The sequence below is a fragment of the Gemmiger sp. genome, assembly GCF_057431175.1.
In genome coordinates this window covers 194,235-209,714 of record NZ_DBMDDV010000001.1, presented here as the reverse complement: position 1 = coordinate 209,714, position 15,480 = coordinate 194,235, and the positions used below count along the sequence as shown (strand labels likewise).

The window sequence follows — 15,480 nt, the reverse complement described above, 5'->3', positions numbered from 1 at the left end:
AGAACTGCCGGTCGGTGCAAGGCAGCAAGGCAGGCAAGCCGCGAACTGATCCCGGAGCAGACCACCCGAAAATCACAGTAGGGCGGTACGGGCGCATCCGTTACAGTGCCGGACCTTGTTAGAGGTTCATGAGGTGGGGGCAACGCCCCAATGAGAGTGGTACCGCAGAGTATGTGAAACGCACAGGCTTTGTCTCTTGGAAAAGCAAGGGGCAAAGCCTGTTTTCTTATATTGCCCCTTACCGGGCCGCAGCGGGGTGAGGGAACCCCGCCATACGGATGCCCCGGGGAAGTCGCACAGGAAGTAGGAAGGAGCAAACACCATGAAATTGACCGGTTCACAGATCTTCGTCGAAGTGTTGGTCGAGCAGGGCGTCGATACCCTGTTCGGCTATCCGGGCGGCGCGGTGCTGAATCTGTATGACGAGTTGTATAAAAACTCTGATCGTATACGTCACGTATTGACCGCCCACGAGCAGGGCGCGTCCCACGCGGCGGACGGTTACGCCCGCGCCACGGGCCGTACCGGCGTTGTGCTGGCCACCAGCGGCCCGGGTGCGACGAACCTTGTCACCGGCATTGCCACGGCCTACATGGACAGCGTGCCGATGGTCGCCTTCACCGGCAATGTCGCCACGACGCTGCTGGGTAAAGACTCCTTCCAGGAGGCCTACATTGAGGGCATCACAATGCCCATCACCAAGCACAACTACACAGTGCGCAGGGTAGAGGATCTGGCCGACACGATGCGTGCGGCCTTCCGCATTGCACAGTCCGGCCGCAAAGGCCCGGTGCTCGTCGATATCCCGAAGGATATCACGGCGGCGTCCTGCGAGTTCACCCCCAAAGCGCCGGAACTCATCCGTACCGTGACCTATTATAATGAAGAGGACGTCAAGGAAGCCGCCCGCCTCATCAACGAGTCGGAGCGCCCCATCGTCTACTTCGGCGGCGGTGTGCGCAGTGCGGCGGGCTGCCAGCCCCTGCGCGACCTGCTGGAAAAGACCGGCATGCCCGCCACCTACACCCTGATGGCCGCGGGTGTTCTCAGCTACGGCGAGCCGCACAATCTGGGCCTGCTGGGTATGCACGGTTGCTACGCCGCCAACAAGGCCATCGACGAGGCCGACCTCGTCATCGCCGTGGGCACGCGGTTCAGTGACCGTGTGGCGCTGAACCCCGACAGCTTTGCCAAGCGCGCAAAAATCATTCAAATCGACATTGACCCCAGCGAGCTGGGCAAGAACGTCGACGTCGATTTGAGCCTGACCGGCGACGCCAGCTACATTTTGCAGGCAATTCTGCCCTACGTCGAAAAGACCGAGCACGAGTTCTGGATGGAGCAGATCCGCGGCTGGCAGAAGAACGATTATAAGCCGGTGGACAGCGATACCGAGCTGAAACCCCATCAGATCATCGACGAAATCTGCAGCCAGGCCGGTCCCGAGGCCGTCTATGTCACCGACGTCGGCCAGCACCAGATGTGGGCGGCGCAATACCTGCATCACACCAAGAGCCGTGGGTTCCTGACCAGCGGCGGATTGGGCACGATGGGCTTCGGCTACGGCGCGGCCATCGGCGCACAGATGGCGCTGGGCAACGATGCCCGCGTCGTCATGCTGACCGGCGACGGCTCCTTCCACATGAACCTGAACGAGGCCTGCACCGCCGTCAGCTATGGCCTGCCCATTATCACAGTCATCTTCAACAACCAGGTGCTTGGCATGGTGCGCCAGTGGCAGACGACTTTCTACGAGAAGCGCTACTCCGACACCGACCCGCACCGCCGCACCGACTTTGTCAAGCTGGCCGAGGGCTTTGGGGCCAAGGGCTACCGCGCCACGACTCCCGCCGAGTTCAAGGCGGCTTTCGCCGACGCCATGCAGCAGAAAGGCCCGAGCTGGATCGATTGCCGCATCGGCAAGGATGAAAAAGTCCTTCCGATGATCCCCGGCGGCGGCACCATCAACGATATCATCATGGAATGAGGTGACACGCATGGAACAAAACAACAACACCCGGCGGGTCATCAGCCTGCTGGTCGATAACTCCAACGGCGTTCTGGCCCGCATTTCCAGCCTGTTCTGCCGCCGTGGCTTCAACATTGACAGCCTGACCGTCTCGGCTACGAATGACCCCAAAGTCAGCCGCATTACGGTCACGCTGCGCGGCAGCGAGCAGGCCATGACCCAGCTGATTTTGCAGACGGAACGCCTCGAAGTCACCCGCCAGGTCTTTGAGCTGGACCCCGACAAGAGCTTACAGCGCGAGCTGCTGCTGTTAAAGGTAGCCTGCGACAACCAAAACCGCGCCGAGCTGCGGGAGATTTCCAGCATCTACAAGGCGAAAATCATCGACCTGTCGCCTGACAGCATGGTATTTGAGCTGACCGGCAAGCCGGATAAAATCGACGCTTTCCTGACGATGTTCAAGGGCTATGAGATTCTGGAGCTTTGCCGCACCGGCGTCACTGCTCTCGAGCGCGGCGGCAAGCACCAGCATATGCAGAAACCCGCGCAGGAGGTCGGAGAGGCACAGCTGCCGCTGCCCGGGACGCACTGCCATTGAGCTGCTCGTAAATTTTCAATGCCTGTAGGGGCGGATTCCATATCCGCCCGCCGTAGGCTGCACTGCACGGGCGCATATAGAATGCGCCCCTACGGATTTTTATTTTCGTTTCCCAATTAAAATTACAAATATAAAAAGTATCAACAACAAAGGAGACACCACCATGGCTATCAACAAGTATTACGATTCCGATTGCAACCTCGGCGTGCTGGACGGCAAAACCGTTGCCGTCATCGGCTTCGGCTCCCAGGGCCACGCCCATTCCGAGAACCTGGCCGAGAGCGGCGTCAATGTCGTCGTCGGTCTGCGCAAGGGTTCTGCCCACTGGGAGAAAGCCTCCGAGTTTGCCGCCACCCACGAGAACTTCAAGGTCATGGAAGTCGAGGAGGCCGCCAAGGCCGGTGACGTCGTCATGATGCTGGTTCCCGACGAGCTGTGCGCCGACATCTACAATTCTCAGGTTGCCCCCTACATGACCGAGGGCAAGGCCCTGGCATTCGCCCATGGCTTCAACATCCACTTCAAGACCATCACCCCGCCGAAGAATGTTGATGTCATCATGATTGCCCCCAAGGGCCCCGGCCACATCGTCCGCCGCCTGTACACCGAGGGCGAGGGCTGCCCCTCCCTGATCTGCGTGGAGCAGGACTACACCGGCAAGGCCAAGGAGATCGCTCTGGCCTACGCCTCCGGCATCGGCGCAGGCCGCGCCGGCATCCTCGAGACCACCTTCAAGGAGGAGACCGAGACCGACCTGTTCGGCGAGCAGGCTGTCCTCTGCGGCGGTGTCTGCGAGCTGATCCAGGCTGGCTTCGACACGCTGGTCGAGGCCGGCTATGCCCCCGAGATGGCCTACTTCGAGACCTGCCATGAGATGAAGCTCATCGTTGACCTTATCAACGAGGGCGGCTTCTCCAAGATGCGCTACTCCATCTCCAACACGGCCGAGTACGGCGACTACCGCACCGGCAAGCGCCTCATCACCGAGGACACCCGCAAGGAGATGAAGCAGGTCCTGAAGGAGATCCAGGACGGCACCTTTGCCTCCGAGTTCCTGACCGAGATGAGCCCGAAGGGCGGCCGCAAGACCCACTTCCTGGCCCAGCGCCGCATCGCAGCCAACCACCCCATCGAGAAGGTCGGTGCCGAGCTCCGCAAGATGATGAGCTGGCTGAAGAAGTAAGTTTGTAATTGTAACAATACGCGCATTACCGGCAACTTGTAGGGGCCGGGCATGCCCGGCCCTTAACCTGGCGGCGGCCACCCTTTTATCCGGTGCCTGCCGCAAAGTTGAGGGCGAGGCATGCCTCGCCCCTACAAGTGCCCCTGATAGAAAAACGGAGAAAAACTATGAACAGCGATAACGTCAAAAAAGGCCCGGAGCGGGCCCCGAACCGCAGCCTGTTCTATGCGCTGGGCTACACACCGGAGGAGCTGGACCGCCCGCTCATCGGCGTTGTGTCCGCCCACAGCGAGATCGTACCCGGCCACATGAACCTGGACAAAATTGCGGACGCCGTCAAGGCCGGTGTCCGCATGGCAGGCGGTACGCCCATCCTCATCCCCGCCATCGGTGTCTGCGACGGCATCGCCATGGGCCACGTGGGCATGAAATACTCCCTCGCCAGCCGCGAGTTGATCTGTGACAGCGTCGAGACGATGTTCATGGCCCACCAGCTGGACGGCCTGGTTCTCGTGCCCAACTGCGATAAAATCGTTCCCGGCATGGTCATGGCCGCCGTCCGTATGGATGTGCCCGCCGTGGTATGCAGCGGCGGCCCGATGCTGGCCGGCCGCTATGGCGGCGAGGAAGTCAGCCTTTCCAAAATGTTTGAGGCCGTGGGTGCCTACAAAGCGGGCCTCATCGACGACGAGCAGCTCGAGGACTGCACCTGCAACTGCTGCCCGGGCTGCGGCTCCTGCTCCGGTATGTACACCGCCAACAGCATGAACTGCCTGTGCGAGGCCATCGGTATCGCCCTGCCCGGCAACGGCACGATTCCCGCCGTTTACGCTAAGCGTTTGCAGCTGGCAAAGCACGCCGGTATGGCCATCATGGACATGGTCAACCGCGGCGTGACCGCCCGTCAGATCATCAACGAGCGCTCCATCCGCAACGCCCTGACCTGTGACATGGCGCTGGGCTGCTCCACCAACACGGTACTGCACCTGCTGGCGATTGCCCAGGAGGCAGGCTGCCCCATTGATTTGAAGCTCTTTAACGAGATTTCCGCCAAGACGCCCAACCTCTGCCACCTGGCCCCCGCAGGCCCGACCCATATGCCCGACCTGTACGAGGCGGGCGGCATCCCTGCTGTGCAGGCCGAGCTGGCCAAGAAGGGCCTGTTGGACCTGAATGTGCCCACCGTCACCGGCAAGACCCTGGGGGAGAACATCCAGGGCGCGAAGATTCTCAACGACAAGGCCATCCGCTCTATCGACAATCCGTACAGCCAGACCGGTGGTTTGCAGATCCTGTGGGGCAACATTGCGCCGGACGGTTGTGTCGTCAAGCGCAGCGCCGTTGCGCCTGAAATGCAGGTACACAGCGGCCCGGCCCGCGTCTTTGACAGTGAGGACACCGCCATTGCGGCCATCTACGCAGGGGACATCCACCCCGGCGACGTCGTAGTCATCCGGTACGAAGGCCCCAAGGGCGGTCCCGGTATGCGTGAGATGCTCAACCCCACCAGTGCGCTGGCGGGCATGAAGCTGGACACCACCGTGGCGCTCATCACCGATGGCCGCTTCTCCGGTGCGTCCCGCGGCGCGGCCATCGGCCATGTCAGCCCCGAGGCAGCCTCCGGCGGCCCCATCGGCCTCGTCAAGGAGGGTGACACCATCGAGATCGATATTCCGAATGCGTCCATCCACTTGGCCGTCAGTGACGACGAGCTTGCCGCCCGCAAAGCCGCCTACATCCAGCCCGAGCCGAACATCAAGACCGGCTGGCTGGCACGCTACGCAAGGCTTGTTACAAGCGCCAACCTGGGTGCGGTGCTGAAATAAAAATCAAAGAGGGTGCTGTTTGGTTGACGGCATCCTCTTTTGGTTTATTGAACGGTAGGGGCCGGGCATGCCCGGCCCTCGGCCTTCCCGTATACGATCTCGTTTTGCCCTGCAATGCCCATTGAAATTGCCTTGCAGAGAGTGGTCTTGCTCCCTCCGCGGGGCGTCGAGGATGCTGCCCCCCTACAAATTCGGGGCTTTCGCGTGCAGCTTCGCCAATTCCAGGTACTCTTCCTCGTTTGCTTTGATTCCTGCGGCCTGCGCCGCACTGACCGGGTGCATGACCTTTCCCGGCACGCCGATGACAAGGCTGCCTGCGGGCACGACCATCTTTTCCGGCACTAGCGCCCCGGCGGCAATCAAACTGCCCGCGCCGATGACTGCGCCGTTCAAAATCGTGGCGTGCATCCCAATTAAACAGTTATCGCCCACCGTGCAGCCGTGGACGATGGCTCCATGCCCGATGGACACGCCGCGCCCTATCGTCACATCCAGCCCGGGGCCGGTGTGCAGCACAGCGTTATCCTGCACATTGGTGTTCTCTCCGATGGTGATGCAGCCCGTGTCGGCGCGCAGCACCGCACCGTACCAGACGCTGCTCTCCTTCGCAAGGCGCACACAGCCCGCCAGTGTTGCGTTCTCCGCCACAAACGCCGCACCGTAATCGGCAGGGGAGTGGGCGTTCACTGTGATAAAAGGCATAGGTTTTCTTCCTTTCGATATTGTCCTACGGGGCGTCGGGGACGCCGCCCCCTATATCTATTATACAAAATGAAATCGAAATTGAAAAGTCACCGCCGCCTGTGGTACAATAAAAGCGCGAAATAAAAGGAGTTGTACTATGTCCATCAAAATGATCTGCAGCGACATTGACGGTACGCTGCTGCAATACGGCCGCCAGAAGCTGGAAGGCGAAATTTTTGACCAGATCCGCGCCCTGCATGACCGGGGCATCCTGTTCTGCCCGGCGTCGGGGCGGCAGTACACCAGCCTGCGCCTGCTGTTTGAGCCTGTGGCCGACTGCTGCGTTTTTCTGTGCGAGAACGGCGGCGTGCTGTTCAAAGATGAGCAGTGCATCGCCGAAAACCCAATGCCCCGCGCCCTGGCGGAGGAAATTGCCCGCGATATGTGGCAGAACAGCGACGGCCGGGGTGAGGTCATGCTCTCCGGCCAGAACTGCGCCTACTTAATGGAGCGCGGGCTGGGGATGCTGGATCGCATCAAGTTCATCGGCAACCGCTACCAAATCATCCACGACCCCGCCGAGGTGCCCGAGGAGATCGTCAAGACATCGATCTACCTGCATGAGGGCGTGGAAAAATACGTCGACCGCTTTGTGCCGCGCTGGCAGCAGGCCAACGCTGCCGTGGCCGGGCCTTTCTGGATCGACACGACCACCGCCAACAAGGGCATCGGCGTACAGTCCCTTTGCCGCGTGCTGGGCATTGCCCCCGATGAGGTCATGGCCTTTGGCGACAACTTTAACGATGTATCAATGCTGGACATCGTGGACACCCCCTACATCATGGACAGCGCCACCCCCGCGCTGCGCGCCCGTTATCCGCTGCACACCCCGCGCCCCGAGGACGTGCTGCGGGATTTTCTTGCAAAATGACGCCAAATGACAAAATCTCCCATATTATGGCTTTTCGGTGCAGTCCCTGCCGAAAATTTTTAACAAATCCACCAAAGATTAGGGGTGTTTTTGGCTCTTTTTCCGTTGACGTATACGGCGCAGTATGTTATTATAATAACAGCTTAATGATTGCGCCGCGCTCTACCGCTGCGCACTTATGGGAGGAAAAAGCTATGAAAGAATTCACGTATACCATCAAAGAGCCGGTCGGCATCCATGCACGTCCCGCCGGTATGCTTGCAAAAGAGGCCAAGACCTGCCAGAGCACCGTCACCATCGTGGACAAGAACGGCAAGTCCGTTGACGCCACTCGCCTGATGGCTCTGATGGGCATGGGCATCAAGTGCGGCGACACCGTCACCGTCAAGATTGAGGGCGCCGACGAGGAGACCGCCGCCCCCGCCATGGAGAAGTTCTTCAACGAGCATCTGTAATTCCGATTTCATTTACGGCCGCGGCCGCCACACCAGAACGGCGGGCGCGGCCCTTTTTGTAAGGAGGTTTTCCCATGATCACGATTCAGGGCAAGGGCGTTTCCGCCGGTGTCGGCGTTGGCCCGCTCTACTTCTACCGCCGCGCCACGGCCGAGATCAAGCGCTATACCGTAGAGGATACAGACGCCGAGTGGCACCGTTTTAAGGGGGCCCAAACCGGCGCGGTCGAGCAACTGGGCGTTCTGGCCGAGCAGGCCCGCAAGGAAGCCGGCGACGAGGCCGCCATGCTGTTTGAGACCCACCAGATGATGGCCGAAGACCTTGACTACGAGGAGGCCATCGAGGATCGCATCCTCAACCAGAAGATGAACGCCGAGGCCGCCGTCTCCGACACAGCCGAGCAGTTTGCCGAGATGTTCGCCTCAATGGACGACGCCTATATGCAGGCCCGCGCCGCCGACGTCAAGGACGTCAGCCAGCGCATCCTCAGCATCCTGTGCGGCATCGTGCAGGGCGGTATTGCGTCCGATGTGCCGGTGCTGCTCTGCGCCGACGACCTGGCCCCCTCCGAGACGATCCAGCTGGATAAGTCGAAGATTCTGGGCTTCATCACGGCGGGCGGCTCCGGCTCCAGCCATACGGCCATTCTGGCCCGCACCATGGGCATCCCTGCCATCGTTGGCATGGGCGACGCCCTGAAGCCCGAGTACGAGGGCCGCCAGGCCATTGCGGACGGTGCTACCGGCGCACTGGTCATTGACCCCGACGACGACACCCGCGACCGCCTGCTGAAGAAGCGCGACGAGCAGCTGCGTCTGCAGCGCCTGCTGGAAACGCTGAAGGGTCAGGCCAACGTGACGAAGGACGGCAAGACCATCCGCATCTACTGCAACATCGGCTCGCCCGAGGATGTCCACGCCGTACAGGTCAACGACGGCGGCGGCATTGGCCTGTTCCGCTCCGAATTCCTGTACCTGAACACCAGCGACTATCCGACCGAGGACCAGCAGTTTGAGGCCTACAAGCAGGTGCTCTCCGACATGGACGGCAAGGAAGTCATCATCCGCACACTGGACATCGGCGCGGACAAGCAGATTGGCTACTTCAACCTGCCCAAGGAGGACAACCCCGCCATGGGTATGCGCGCGCTGCGCATCTGCCTGACCCGGCCGGAGATTTTCAAGACCCAGCTGCGCGCACTGTTCCGTGCGTCGGCTTTCGGCAAGCTGGGCATTATGTTCCCGATGGTCACGTCCGTCTGGGAAGTCCGCGAAGCAAAGAAGCTCTGCGAGGAAGTCAAACGTGAACTGAAGCACGAGGGCACGCCGTACAGCGAGGACGTGCAGATCGGTATTATGATCGAGACGCCCGCTGCCGCTGTGATGAGCGACCGCCTGGCGAAGGAAGTGGACTTCTTCAGCATCGGCACGAACGACCTGACCCAGTACACGCTGGCCTGCGACCGCCAGAACAACGACCTGGGCCGTTTCTATGACCCGCACCACCCGGCTGTGCTGCGCCTGATCCAGATGGTGACGGAGAACGCCCACAAGAACGGCATCTGGGTGGGCATCTGCGGCGAACTGGGCGCAGACCTGGCCCTGACCGAGACGTTCCTCGCCATCGGCGTGGACGAGCTTTCTGTGACGCCGCGCTCTGTGCTGCCGCTGCGCAACGCCGTCCGCATGACTGACACCCGCGAGACCAGCGAGCGCATCCTGGCCGAGCTGGATTCGGATTATACGGCACGGTAAAATTGGTTTTATAAAACAAAGTGGACACCTGATGAAATGTCAGGTGTCCATTTTTTGTCGCTATATGTAGGGGCCAGGCCTGCCTGGCCCCTGCAACTTTGCCTTATTCCAACTCAAAATCCCCTGGCAGCAGCAGTTCCAGGCTGGCATCCGGGTCGGCCACCAGCCGCTTGGACTGGTTCAAAATCGCTTTTTCCAAGGTATTGCGCGCCATACGGCCGTTGCCGTTGGTGGCAGCGTCCTCGACCTGCTTGCGGTCAAAGTAGGTCACCAGCGGCAGCTTGCAGGCGTCGTCCAGTGTGTAGCCCTTGCCCTTGGCAATCGAGCACAGAATCTTATACAGCTCCTCGCCCGAGTAATCCGGGAACTCGATCTGGTTCGGAAAGCGGCTGGCAAGGCCGGAGTTCGCGCTCAAAAACAGCTGCATCTCCTTCGTGTAGCCCGCCAGAATGACGACCAGGTCGTCGCGGTGATCCTCAATGCCCTTGACCAGCGTGTCGATGGCTTCCAGCCCGAAGCTGTCCTCACCGCCGCGGTAGAGGGCGTAGGCTTCGTCGATGAACAGCACACCGCCCAGGGCGCTCTGGATGACCGAGTTCGTCAGCGGGGCCGTGTGGCCCACATAGCGGCCTACCAGGTCCGCACGGGTCACTTCCACCAGCTGGCCGCCGCGCAGTGCGCCGATGGCTTTCAGATATTTCGCCAGAATGCGGGCAATCGTCGTTTTGCCGGTGCCGGGGTTGCCGGTGAAGATCATGTGCATATTGACCTCGGCCACCTTCAGGCCCTGGGCCTTGCGGCGCTGCTGGGTCTGCACGTTTTTGGCGATATCCCGCACATAATTTTTGATTTCCTCCAGGCCGATGATGCCGTCCAGCTCGGCTTCCACAGCATCCACGTCGCCGCGGTACTGCTGGGGCAGCAGTGCCAGCAGGTCAATGGCCTTGCCGCCGTTCACGGCCATGCACAGTTTGCCGTCCACCGCCGTCAGCACGGCAGGCGTGCCCTCGGCGGGTGTAGCGTCAGCATTCAGCACATACTCGGCAATGGCGCGGTAGACCGTCTCGCAGTAATCGCGCATGGCCTGCATACCGCTGGTCTTGCCGTACTGGGCTGCCAGCAGATCCCGTACATCCGCGCCCATGGACAGTGCCAGCCCGCACTGCTTGCGGGTGCGTTTGACGAGGAAATTCAACTCCCGCGCGGCCACAGCCGCCAGCGCATCGGGGGTGAACGCCTCGGTGCGGCAGATATCGCCCGCGACGGCATCCACGAACTTTGCGCCGAAGTGGTCCGCCAGCGCAGCCTCGCCCTTGTTGGAGTAGAACACAAAGTATTTGCCGCCCGCCTGCAATTCGCCGATGGCCCCGGGGGCCAGCGCTGTGCCGACGTCGACAAGGATGCCGCGCTGCAAGACGTACCGGCTGGACAGCGCCAGCGTACCATCGATGGCCAGCGTGGACAGCATATTTAAATAGTTGGCGGCGCAGCCCTCGTAATGCTCAAAGGCCAGCACCTCGGCATCGGACTGCAGCGCCGCGTAAAGATCCTGTAAAAACAGCTTCTCCTGCGCGGGGCCGGGGTAGAGCGCCAAGTCCAGCGTCTCAATCGACGCACTGCGCAGGATGCCCCGGGCGGTCAATTCTTCCACCACGCATTTCAGCGCGTAGTGGCGGCCGGTGCCGTTGGGACCGCACAGAAGCATCACGCTGCGGGCGCGGGTGGTATCCTCCGCCGTGCCCAGCACAAAGGGGCGGCGGAACGCCTTGACCAGCGCCGAGACGAAGGCATCCTGCCCCAGCACCTGGGCTTTGATTTTATCCGTCACACCGGTAAAATCTGCCTTGCCGTGGGCAGCCGGGGCAGGGGAGGGCGCGGCTACCGTGCCGCCCAGCAGGCCATCCTGTTTCAGCGACTTTGTCAGCTCACTGCTCATCTTGCGCACATTCTCAGCGGTGGCGGCACCGGCTTTCTGCACCGCGCCCAGCGCACTGCTGGCGGCGGATTGGCGTTTCTGGGCCGCGCTCAGGGCTTCCAGCTGGGCCTGCATCTGCTGCACGGCATCGCTGGCAGCTTCGGCCTGCTGCTCATTGGCGGCGTATTTGCCGCCGCCCATCAGGCCGCGGACCCAGGCATCGTACTGATCTTCCAGGCTCATTTTCCATCCTCGATTTCCGGGTCGATGCTGACATCGGCCCCTGCATTTTTCTTAGGGCAATACCGCATAATTCTAAGTGCCGATACGGCGAGCGAGGTGCGGCAGCTGCTAAGCCAAAAGCGCAGATAATACTGGATGTCTTATCGAGCATTTTGGCAACGCAGATGCCGTGCCGCAGCCGCCGGAGCGGTGCTTAAGCCGTAAGGTGGGAATTGTGCGGTGTTGCCTTAGGGATTTTTACCGTGTAGAAGTCCTTCACACTGCACCCGGCGCGGCCGCCACCTGCACAGGCGCAGGCACACGCACAACTGGATGCACACGCGCAGGCGCAGCTGGACGCACAGCTGGAATGGCTGCTGTGGTTGCGGCCCACACCGCCGCCGCGGGTCTTGCCGCCGCCGGAGCGGTACTCCGGGGGCGGGTCGGTGCGGTGGTAGCCGGTGGGCGGGGGTGCGCTGCGGGCGCAGCGGATCGTGTGTACGCCGTTGGTGTACCAGAACCAGTCATCGGGGTCGATATCGCTGCCGAAGCCGCCGCCCCAGTCAGGGGACTGGGAGGCCACCGCAATGATGATGATTGCCACCGCCAGCAGCACAACAACAGCCGACGCCAGCAGCACGATGATTCCCTCTAAATCCTCACCGCTGTCGTAGTCGTCGGTGGTCATCTCGGCCCCCGGGTCAAAGGCGGCGGCGTTCGTAATGGGTACTGTCACATGGACATTGGCCGCCTGGCCGTGGCCCATCGCGCCGAAATCCCAGGTCAGGTAATCACCGTCCATGCCCGTATTATCCGCCACAAAACCGTCGTAATTGCGCCAGCGCACCTGCATATTCCCGACGCTCAAATCGTCGAACCAGCCTGGCGTAAAGTTAAAGTTTGCCGTACCGTCGTCATTTCGTGTGAACAGGTGGCTCTGATGTACGCTGAACACAAAATGTACGCTGCTCTCACCGCCATTCGACGCGGCCACATCGGGGGCATAGTAGCGGCGGCTGAACACGACCTTGGCATAGCTGCCGCCGTCGCTGGAATACTGCAAGTCGGAAATCGTATCGGTCAGCGGGGTCAGCTCGTCCACGCTGGAATTGGCAAGGCCGATTTTGACCCAGCTCAAATAGTCGGTGGCGTCGCCGTCAATGACCTGCCAGTCAATGTCGTAGGTAATATCCGCCGTGCCGTCCTCCCTCGGATCCACGGTCACGATGTAGCTGCGGATATAATCCATGTCGCCGCTCTCGGCGTAGGGGGCGTCCACCTCGGCCGCCGCAGCGGGCAGAGCCAGCAGACTGCCGCACAGCAGGACGGCCCACAAAAGCGCCAGACGGCGCAGAACACTCGTTTTCATCAGCAGCCCTCCTGCATCGGGGTTTCTCCCAGCTGGCAGCGGCGCTCCATTTTGGCGCTCTGCCCGCGGATGGCGCGGCATTCGTCGCTGCGCCAGATGCGCTGCCAGGGTGTGCGCAGCAGGTTCCCCAGGCCCTTGCCGGTCAGCCAGCTCTGGCAGGGCAGCACGGTGCCGTCCGGCGCAATCGCCATGTTGGACAGACAGGCCCCACAGCTGGGGATCTGGGTAAAGCCTAAACCGCGCAGCGTATCCTCGCTGAGCCAGCCGGGGCTGGTAAAGTTGATTTCCAGACCGTTTGCGGCGGCGTATTCCATGGCGGGGCGCAGCGTTGCTTCCAGCTCCTCCGGCGTCAGGCGCACGGCGCGGCTGGCGGCAGTTTCGGCGTTGCCCGCAGGGATCAGCCCGCTGCAGGTCAGGTAGCGGATGCCCAGCTTGTGGGCAAGTTTGACCGTGGACAGGTAATCCCGGTTCAGGCTGCACAGCGGAGTGTTCAGGCTCACATTCAGCCCGGCGGCCAGCGCGTTTTTGATGCCGTTCAACGTGTCATTGTAGCCGTCCACGCCCACCAGCTCATTGTGGATATCGGCGTCGGCGGAGTAGAAGGTAATCTGCACGGCGTCGAGACTGGCCTCGTGGAGTTCCTTGCACATCATGCTGGTCAGCATACGACCGTTGGTGTTCAGCCGGGTGACGAACCACTGCGCAGCCTGCACCAGCTTGACCAAATCATGGCGCAGCGTCGGCTCGCCGCCGGTAAAGGTCAGCTGCGGGATACCCGCGTTGCGGCATTTTTCAATCACGGCCAGCCATTGGTCTGTGTCCAGCTCCGGCACGGCGGAAAGCGGCTGGTTTGCGGCGTAGCAGTGCAGGCATTTCTGGTTGCAGTGCCACGCGCCGTCCTTGACCATCGAGCTGACCATCAGATCCATGCGGTGGGGGGCCACCATGCGGGGCGCGTACTCGGCCAGGCTCATGGGCTGCACGGTCAGCGGCGGCTCGCCGCCCCGGGCAATCGTACACAGGCTGTCCACCAGCAGCTGCAAATCGCTCTCGATCTGCGCATACTCGGTCTTGCGGTAAATTTTGCGGGTGGCCGCCACAGCCTGGGCGTTGATGGCCGCCCATTCTTCAGGACGTATTTCTTTGCCGGTACAGGGTTTTAAAGCCTCGATGAGGTTGGTCAGCAGAATGGCCCAGCTGACGTTCAGCGGCAGAATATCCTGGCCGTTCAAAATCACGGTGAACGGCGTCTCGTGGTCGGGCTTATGGCAGGGCACGATATGGATGCGCACCACACCGGGGCCGTCCGGGTCCAGTGTGATATGCCGCACCCGGTTCAGCCGGCTGCGCAGGAACATATGTTCCGAGTAGGTCAAATGTTTTGAATATCTCATAAAAAGAGGTTCCCCTCGTTCAAGTTTCTTATACAGGTTGCTTACGATACGCATAAAAAGTATAGCATATTTCGGGGGTGATTACAACCTGGTTACAATAGAAAAAGCACCCATCCGAAGATAGGTGCTTCCTAAAAGGCTTCCCCCTAAGGGGAAGCTGTCCGCGAAGCGGACTGATGAGGGGCAGGTCTGCCCTATTGACCGCTTTCGATTTCTTGCGGGCAGCTCGCCCCTCATCCAGCCCTGCGGGGCCGCTTTCTCTCAGGGGAGAAGGCATTGGAGTTCAAATCGCCCTAAACCCCTTGCCTACGATCTCGCTGCTGTTGACGATGGTTATAAACGCGTGGTCGTCCAGGCCGCGCACATACAGGCGCAGCTTCTGCGCCTGGCCGCGGGTCAACACGGTGGTCAGCACCCACTTTTCGTCGTGGGTGTAGGCACCCTCGGCCTGCTCCATCGTAGCCGATCGGTGCAGGTCGTTCACGATAAAATCACGCACCGGCGTTGGGTTTGACGTCACGATCGTGCAGACCTTGCGCATATTGATACTCTCAATCGCGCTGTCAGCGACGGTGCTCTTTAAAATCATGCCCAGGATGCAGTACAGCCCGGTGGCTGGGCCGTAGAGATACGCGCCCACCAGCACAATGCCCACATCGCTGACCATCAGCGCACGGCCGACCGGCATACTGGTGTACTTATTCAAAATCATCGCTACAATGTCGGTGCCTCCGGTGGACGCGCCGATGTTAAAGACGATGGCCGCGCCTACCGCGGACAGGATGACCGCGAAGCACAGTTCCAAAAACACATCGTTCGTCAGCGGGTGGTCCAGCGGGTAAAGCCGCTCACACAGGCTGACGTAGAACGACAGCGCAAAGGATGAGTAGATGGTCCAGCCCATGGACTTGATACCCAGAAAGACAAACCCCAGCAGCACCAGCGCGGCGTTGACAAACCACATGAACGCGCCGACGTTGAAGCGGGGGAACAGCGTTGCCAGCACGATGGACAGACCCGACGTGCCGCCGAACGCAAAGTGGTTGGGCGTTTTGAAAACGGCAATACCCACGGCCGTGGCGATAAGCCCCAGGTTCAGCAGGAAGAAAAACTTCGCATCCTCCCACAGTTCGTGCGGGGTCAGGTGCTTTTTCAGCTGCGCCAGCATCAAAACTGCCTC

General features: G+C 61.0%; 12 protein-coding genes and 1 other annotated feature (1 of these 13 cut by a window edge). Of the genes, 7 read left to right on the top strand and 5 right to left on the bottom strand.

Annotation, left to right across the window (positions count from 1 at the left end):
• Positions 1 to 200: a binding site (T-box leader), on the top strand; it begins 45 nt to the left of the window's first position.
• 122 nt (positions 201 to 322) lie between these two features.
• From ilvB to ilvD, 4 genes are all read left to right on the top strand, one after another.
• Positions 323 to 1,987, top strand: a complete 1,665-nt coding sequence (ilvB, locus tag ACZO0A_RS00955; protein WP_291232063.1) for a biosynthetic-type acetolactate synthase large subunit — start codon at positions 323 to 325, stop codon at positions 1,985 to 1,987.
• Positions 1,988 to 1,997: 10 nt separating this feature from the next.
• A complete protein-coding gene (gene ilvN / locus ACZO0A_RS00950) occupies positions 1,998 to 2,567 on the top strand; it encodes an acetolactate synthase small subunit (RefSeq protein WP_215693750.1) in 570 nt (189 codons plus the stop codon).
• A gap of 163 nt (positions 2,568 to 2,730) precedes the next feature.
• Positions 2,731 to 3,750 (top strand): ketol-acid reductoisomerase, encoded by a 1,020-nt coding sequence (gene ilvC, locus ACZO0A_RS00945; RefSeq protein WP_215693752.1) that lies wholly within the window; start codon positions 2,731 to 2,733, stop codon positions 3,748 to 3,750.
• A 167-nt stretch (positions 3,751 to 3,917) separates the two neighbouring features.
• Positions 3,918 to 5,576 carry a dihydroxy-acid dehydratase gene (ilvD, locus tag ACZO0A_RS00940; RefSeq protein WP_291232402.1) on the top strand — a complete coding sequence of 553 codons (1,659 nt, stop codon included), beginning with the start codon at positions 3,918 to 3,920 and terminating at the stop codon, positions 5,574 to 5,576.
• A 183-nt stretch (positions 5,577 to 5,759) separates the two neighbouring features.
• Here ilvD and ACZO0A_RS00935 read toward each other — a convergent pair whose 3' ends face one another.
• Complete coding sequence (locus ACZO0A_RS00935) at positions 5,760 to 6,278, bottom strand: gamma carbonic anhydrase family protein (protein ID WP_486845919.1); 519 nt, start codon at positions 6,276 to 6,278, stop codon at positions 5,760 to 5,762.
• 139 nt (positions 6,279 to 6,417) lie between these two features.
• On the opposite strand from ACZO0A_RS00935, the gene ACZO0A_RS00930 reads away from it, so the two are divergent.
• The 3 genes from ACZO0A_RS00930 to ptsP all read left to right on the top strand — a co-directional run bounded on the left by ACZO0A_RS00930 (position 6,418) and on the right by ptsP (position 9,400).
• Positions 6,418 to 7,191, top strand: coding sequence for an HAD-IIB family hydrolase (locus tag ACZO0A_RS00930; protein ID WP_294720135.1), 774 nt, complete (start codon positions 6,418 to 6,420; stop codon positions 7,189 to 7,191).
• 194 nt (positions 7,192 to 7,385) lie between these two features.
• Complete coding sequence (locus tag ACZO0A_RS00925) at positions 7,386 to 7,646, top strand: HPr family phosphocarrier protein (RefSeq protein WP_215693760.1); 261 nt, start codon at positions 7,386 to 7,388, stop codon at positions 7,644 to 7,646.
• Positions 7,647 to 7,720: 74 nt separating this feature from the next.
• Positions 7,721 to 9,400 carry a phosphoenolpyruvate--protein phosphotransferase gene (ptsP, locus tag ACZO0A_RS00920; protein ID WP_291212055.1) on the top strand — a complete coding sequence of 560 codons (1,680 nt, stop codon included), beginning with the start codon at positions 7,721 to 7,723 and terminating at the stop codon, positions 9,398 to 9,400.
• Between the two features lie 103 nt (positions 9,401 to 9,503).
• On the opposite strand, the gene ACZO0A_RS00915 is transcribed toward ptsP, so the two are convergent.
• The 4 genes from ACZO0A_RS00915 to ACZO0A_RS00900 form a co-directional block, all read right to left on the bottom strand.
• Positions 9,504 to 11,558 (bottom strand): AAA family ATPase, encoded by a 2,055-nt coding sequence (locus tag ACZO0A_RS00915; RefSeq protein WP_294720131.1) that lies wholly within the window; start codon positions 11,556 to 11,558, stop codon positions 9,504 to 9,506.
• 193 nt (positions 11,559 to 11,751) lie between these two features.
• The gene (locus ACZO0A_RS00910; protein ID WP_302376306.1) at positions 11,752 to 12,906 is read right to left on the bottom strand and encodes a hypothetical protein; all 1,155 of its coding nucleotides are present in this window, start codon (positions 12,904 to 12,906) and stop codon (positions 11,752 to 11,754) included.
• A complete protein-coding gene (locus ACZO0A_RS00905; protein ID WP_302376308.1) occupies positions 12,906 to 14,300 on the bottom strand; it encodes a radical SAM protein in 1,395 nt (464 codons plus the stop codon). Before ACZO0A_RS00905 ends, ACZO0A_RS00910 begins: the two co-directional genes overlap by 1 nt.
• 283 nt (positions 14,301 to 14,583) lie before the next feature.
• Positions 14,584 to 15,468 (bottom strand): YitT family protein, encoded by an 885-nt coding sequence (locus ACZO0A_RS00900; protein ID WP_294719063.1) that lies wholly within the window; start codon positions 15,466 to 15,468, stop codon positions 14,584 to 14,586.
• Positions 15,469 to 15,480 lie beyond the last annotated feature (12 nt).

Coding starts and splice junctions, on each gene's coding strand:
- ilvB (WP_291232063.1), top strand. CDS start 323: ATGAAATTGACCGGTTCACAGATCTTCGTCGAAGTGTTGGTCGAGCAG.
- ilvN (WP_215693750.1), top strand. CDS start 1,998: ATGGAACAAAACAACAACACCCGGCGGGTCATCAGCCTGCTGGTCGAT.
- ilvC (WP_215693752.1), top strand. CDS start 2,731: ATGGCTATCAACAAGTATTACGATTCCGATTGCAACCTCGGCGTGCTG.
- ilvD (WP_291232402.1), top strand. CDS start 3,918: ATGAACAGCGATAACGTCAAAAAAGGCCCGGAGCGGGCCCCGAACCGC.
- ACZO0A_RS00935 (WP_486845919.1), bottom strand. CDS start 6,278: ATGCCTTTTATCACAGTGAACGCCCACTCCCCTGCCGATTACGGTGCG.
- ACZO0A_RS00930 (WP_294720135.1), top strand. CDS start 6,418: ATGTCCATCAAAATGATCTGCAGCGACATTGACGGTACGCTGCTGCAA.
- ACZO0A_RS00925 (WP_215693760.1), top strand. CDS start 7,386: ATGAAAGAATTCACGTATACCATCAAAGAGCCGGTCGGCATCCATGCA.
- ptsP (WP_291212055.1), top strand. CDS start 7,721: ATGATCACGATTCAGGGCAAGGGCGTTTCCGCCGGTGTCGGCGTTGGC.
- ACZO0A_RS00915 (WP_294720131.1), bottom strand. CDS start 11,558: ATGAGCCTGGAAGATCAGTACGATGCCTGGGTCCGCGGCCTGATGGGC.
- ACZO0A_RS00910 (WP_302376306.1), bottom strand. CDS start 12,906: ATGAAAACGAGTGTTCTGCGCCGTCTGGCGCTTTTGTGGGCCGTCCTG.
- ACZO0A_RS00905 (WP_302376308.1), bottom strand. CDS start 14,300: ATGAGATATTCAAAACATTTGACCTACTCGGAACATATGTTCCTGCGC.
- ACZO0A_RS00900 (WP_294719063.1), bottom strand. CDS start 15,468: ATGCTGGCGCAGCTGAAAAAGCACCTGACCCCGCACGAACTGTGGGAG.